The organism is Endozoicomonas sp. SESOKO2 (genome assembly GCF_024606245.1).
In the GTDB taxonomy this organism is placed as follows: domain Bacteria; phylum Pseudomonadota; class Gammaproteobacteria; order Pseudomonadales; family Endozoicomonadaceae; genus Endozoicomonas_A.
The window spans coordinates 1-4581 of sequence record NZ_JAHHPQ010000796.1 but is presented as its reverse complement, the minus strand read 5'-3'; the positions used below and the strand labels follow the sequence as shown (position 1 = coordinate 4581).

The following is a 4581-nucleotide window of genomic DNA, read 5'->3' as shown; positions in this document are numbered from 1 at the left end:
TGCAAACATCTACACGAGCTTGTAAAAAAAGATAAAGCTCTGGAAAGAGCGTGGTATCGTCGTTTTCCTTCAACACATCAGTATCAACTAAAGATCATCTTTACAACAAAAGATGATCAACAACTCAGTGATTGGTTGAAACCGTTTGCCAATGCGGGCACTGTCGAGTCACTGGTAAAAAAACGAAATAATGTTTTTTTTCCTGCTCTGTCCCTTTTCACCAAAAGTAAACTGATGTCTCAATGTAAAAGATTCAAGTTAGAGACAAAAGCCGAAATAACCCATCCTGCCTCTATCCGGAAAGCCATCTTAAGCTTCGATAGCCGATACTTGATGACCGCCAGTTTGGATAATACGGTGAAAATCTGTGGAGAGAAGACCGATGGATCATGGAATGAGAAAGCCAGTATCAACCATCATGGTCGCATCTTATCGGCCAGCCTCAGTTACGATGGCCGTCATTTGTTGATTGCCGGTGGAAATAATCTTGAGACGGCAATAATCTACGGCCAGAAGGACGATGGATCATGGAAAGAAAAAACCATCATTATCCATGCTGGATTAGTTAATTCAGCCACCTTCAGTGCTGATGGCCGCACTGTGCTGACCGCCAGTCTCGATAGTAGGATAAAAATCTATGGCCTGCAGACCAATGGATCATGGGAAGAAAAAGCCACTATTAATCACAATGCTCAGATCTGGTTCGCCAGCCTGAGCCCCAATGGTCGTCGTGTGGTGGTTGCCGATATAGGTCACACCATAAAAATCTACGGCCAGAAGGACAATGGGTTATGGGAAGCAGAAGCCGCCATTAACCATGGAAGTCTGGTCAAGTTGGCCTGCTTTAGCGCCGATAGCCGTCATGTGGTGGTCGTCGGTAGAAATTACACTCTGAAAATCTATAGTCAGGATGACAGTGATTCATGGGTAGTAAAAGCCACCATTACCCACAATAATCATGTCAGATCAGCCAGCTTCAGCGCCGACTGCCGTCATCTGGTAACCATGAGTGTTGATGGGGCAGCGAAAATATGTGACCTGCAGGAGGATGGATCATGGCAAGAAATAGTCACCATTTCCCATGATCATTTGCTCCACTCCGCCAAATTCAGCGTCGATGGCCGCCATGTGGTGACCGCCAGTGAAGATAACACGGCAAAAATCTATGGCTGGGAGGATGGTGGATCATGGGAAAAAAAAACCATCATTCAACACAATGGGGCGGTCATCTCAGCCGCCTTTAGCGCCGATGGCTGCCATTTGGTGAGCGCCAGTCATGATAAAACGGCGAAAATCTATACCAGGAAGGGCGATGGATCATGGGTAAAAAAGGCCACCGTCGCCCACCAGGATCAGCTCATATCTGCTATCTTCAGTCCCGATGGTAGCCTTGTGGTGACCGCCAGCAGAGATCACACGGCAAAAATTTATGGTCTGTGGATTGATGGATCATGGGTAGAAAAAACCACCATTCAACACGAGAGTGCAGTCACCTCAGCCACCTTCAATGCCGATGGCCGATATGTGTTGACCATCAGCGAAGATAACAAAGCGAGAATTACTGAACTAATAAAGGGAAGAACGGTTGATGATCGGATGAGCATAAAACCCGCTAAAGGCGGGGAACCATCAGAAGCGCTTTTTTCAGAAATGAACGTGTAAAGCGAGTAATCATTTTTTGTACAATCTGTCTCTAAAACGACCGGCAATTAAGCGTGTTTTTGATGATAACCGATTTAAAAACAGCGTTATTTGCAGCGGGCTCTCAATGAAAAAGTGTCTTACTGTTATTTTCCCGGATCAGGGCCCTGCTTTTGCTTGGGTTCACTGAACTCAATGTTATGAACTTTCACTCTCAAACCGGGTCTAAGCCCTCAATCAATCTTAAATATTCTTTCTAACCGAGGATAAATACCGACCTTGGAGCTTTAAAGGAACAGGCATGTACTCTACTAGCAGCAATTCCACCATTGACGGTTCACTCACGCCAGAATCTGAGCAGCCCCGATTGGAGGAAACACCAACAGGTGTCAGTGCAGGCAGGGACGTTATTGTAAATGACAAAAATGAACCTTCATTCCTCAATTTGCCCGACTTAACACAGTCCATGATTATACGCTATTTGGGTTTTCGGGAGATTGCCGCCTTGGCAAAGGTATGCAAATATCTTCACGGTCTTGTTAAAAAAGATAAAGCTCTGGAAAGAGCATGGTATCGTCGGTTTCCTTCAACACACCAATATCAACTGAAGACCATCTTTACTTCAAAAGATGATCAACAACTCCGTGATTGGTTGAGTCCGTTTGCGAATTCGGGCACTGTCGAGTCATTCGTAAAAAAACGAGATAACGCTTATTTTCCTGCCCTGATTCTTTTCACCAAAAGTAAACTGATGTCTCAATGTGAAACATTGAGCTTAGAGACAAAAACCGAAATTACCCATCTTAAAGGTATCTACATAGCCACCTTAAGTGCCGATAGCTGTCACCTGGTGACCGTCAGTCGCGATAAAACGGTGAACATCTGTGACCAGGAGACCGATGGGTCATGGAAAGTAAAAGCCACTATTAATAATAATGCTTTGGTCCAGTCAGCCAGCTTCAGCTCCGATGGCCATAGTTTATTGATCGCCGGTGGCGATAGCATTAAGACTACAAAAATCTATGGTCAGAAGGACGATGGATCATGGAAAGTAAAAACCACCATAGCCCATGATGAAATGGTTAAATCGGCTACTTTCACTGCTGATGGCCGCTTATCAGTGACCGCCGCTTCGGGGATATTGAAAATTTATGGCCAGGAGACCGATGGATCATGGGAAAAAAAAGCCACGATTAAACATAATGCTCTGATCAGGTATGCCAGTTTGAGCCCCGATGGCCGTCATGCGCTGATTTTCAGTTTTGGCAAGACTGCAAAAATCTATAGTGAGGAGGAAGACGGATCATGGGAAGTTAAAGCTACCATTACCCATGAGGGTGGGATCCTCTCAGCTACCTTCGATGCTAACAGTCATCATCTGGTAACCACTAGTGAAGATCGTAAGGCGAAAATTTATAACCTGCAAGACGATGGTTCATGGCAAAAGGCAGCCGTAATTTCTCATCGTGATTTTGTCTACTCAGCCAACTTCAGCCTCGATGGCAGCCATGTGGTGACCGAAAGTGAGGATGGCACGGCAAAAATCTATAGTCTCCAAGACAGTGGATCATGGTTAATAAAAGCTGCTATTCCACACGAGGTGGCGATCACCTCGGCCAACTTCAGCGCCAATGCTCGCCATGTGGTGACTGCCAGTGATGATGGAACGGCAAACATCTATGGCCGCAATGGCGAGGGATTATGGGTAAAAAAGAAAACCATTGTTCACAATGATCGCGTCCAATCAGCCACCTTCAGTCCCGATGGTTGCCTTGTTGTGACCGCCAGTTACGACAAAACGGCAAAAATTGTTGGTTTGGTGGCTAATGGATCATGGGTAGAAAAAGCCACCATTCAACACAATAGTGCAGTCGTCTTAGCCACCTTCAGCGCCGATGGTCGGTATGCGTTGACCGTCAGTGCAGATATGAAGGTGAGAATCACTGAACTAAGAAAGGGAGGAACAATGGATGATCGAATGAGCATAAAACCCTCTAAAAGCAGGGAACCATTAGAAGCACTTTTGCAGAAATGAACGTGCGAAGCGTTTTCCCGGATCAGGGCGCTGTTTTTGCTGAGTTTCACTGACTTCAATGTTTTGAACTTTCACTCTGAAATCGGTTCTAAGCTTTCAATCCATTTTAAATGTCCTTTCTAACCGAGGATAAATACTAACTTTGAAGGCACAGACATGCATTTCACGAACAGCCATTCCAGCATTGACGCTTCACTCTCGTCAACCTTGAAGCAAACACGACCGGAGGAAACACCAAGAGGTGTCAGTGTGAGCAGGGAGGTGACTGTACAAAACAGCATTGAACCTGCATTCTTCCATTTACCCGTAGAGATTCATTCCAAAATCATTCGCTGCCTGGATTTTCGAGGGGTTACCCGTTTAGCAAAGGTATGCAAATATCTTCACACTCTTGTAAAACAGGACAGGGCTGTGGAAAGCGCATGGTTTCGACGGTTCCCTGAACCACACCAATATCAACTCAAGACCCTCCTTACGGCAAAAGATGATCAACAACTCTGTGATTGGTTGAAGCCGATTGTGAATAAGGAGGCTGTCGAGTCACTCGTAAAACAACGAAATAATGCTTACTTTCCCGCTCTGCTCCTTTTCACCAACAGTCAACGGATGTCTCAATGTGAACAGTTTGAGTTAGTGGAAAAAGCCAAAATATCCCAGAAGTACCGGATCATGGGCAGCAAATTCAGCCCCGATAGCCGCCATGTAATGACCGTTGCGGATAATGTAGCGAAAATCCATAGTCAGAAGGCCGGTGGATCATGGGAAGAGAAAAACACTATTTGCCATAAAAGATTCATCAAATCAGCCAACTTCAGTCCCGATAGCCGTCATCTGGTGACTGCCTCTCCTTATGGCAAAGCGAAAATCTGTGATCTGGGGGACGATGGATCATGGGAAGAAAAAAT

The 4581-nt window shown here is 45.4% G+C and carries 3 protein-coding genes; all 3 read left to right on the top strand.

Features of this window, described 5'->3' with window-relative positions; translation table 11 throughout:
- The coding region (locus KDK17_RS18835; RefSeq protein WP_257288799.1) for a WD40 repeat domain-containing protein at positions 1 to 1662 on the top strand (1662 nt) is incomplete at its 5' end.
- 280 nt (positions 1663 to 1942) lie between these two features.
- Entirely contained in the window at positions 1943 to 3676 is a 1734-nt protein-coding gene (locus KDK17_RS18830) for an F-box/WD40 repeat-containing protein (RefSeq protein ID WP_257288798.1), read from the top strand.
- A 156-nt stretch (positions 3677 to 3832) separates the two neighbouring features.
- Positions 3833 to 4581: F-box protein (locus KDK17_RS18825; RefSeq protein ID WP_257288797.1), on the top strand; the 749-nt coding region annotated here is incomplete at its 3' end.

Coding starts and splice junctions, on each gene's coding strand:
- KDK17_RS18830 (WP_257288798.1), top strand. CDS start 1,943: ATGTACTCTACTAGCAGCAATTCCACCATTGACGGTTCACTCACGCCA.